We start from the raw sequence: 557 nt of genomic DNA on the forward strand, positions 1-557 counted from the left end.
TCGGCAAGGGCACCATGACACCGATAATGTTATCCACCCACAAGCCACTTTTACCGGCCAGCGTGTCACCGTCATCCTGGCTGCTGCCCTGCAGGGTAAAATCGAACCCCAGCAGCGGCAGGTCATTCTGCGCATATACCAGCCCCTTGCCGTGCAGGTTCATGTCGGTCAGCGGCAGAGCGTCGCCTAGCATATCCACCACATCCACCGAGCCGGTCAGCGATTCAATCGCCATTTGCCCCTGTGGTGCATTGATATTCAGCCCCTTGAGCGTCACAAAACTGTTCACCGGGTAGCCCTCAATATTCGGGCGATGCACATCCACCTGCAGCTGCTCCAGCACGACCTTGCCCATGGGCGAATCCAGATCGACCGGGGCAAGCGCGACCCGAATACGGACGCTGCCATCAAAGCCAAAGAAACTGTTTCCGACGAGAGGCTCCTGGCCCTGAAACAGTTGCTCGACCAGCGCCATGCCCTCCGGCGGCAAGGCCGACAGGTCCAGTACTTCCCGGGTGCTGGCCAGGCCCAGCTTTAACCCTTCATCGGTGAAAGCC

The 557-nt window shown here is 59.4% G+C and carries 1 protein-coding gene; it reads right to left on the reverse strand.

What is annotated here, in order from left to right; all coding sequences use genetic code 11:
- The coding region (locus A3754_RS01430; RefSeq protein ID WP_156496668.1) for a DUF945 family protein at positions 1 to 557 on the reverse strand (557 nt) is incomplete at both ends.

This window comes from Alcanivorax sp. HI0083, from assembly GCF_001635175.1.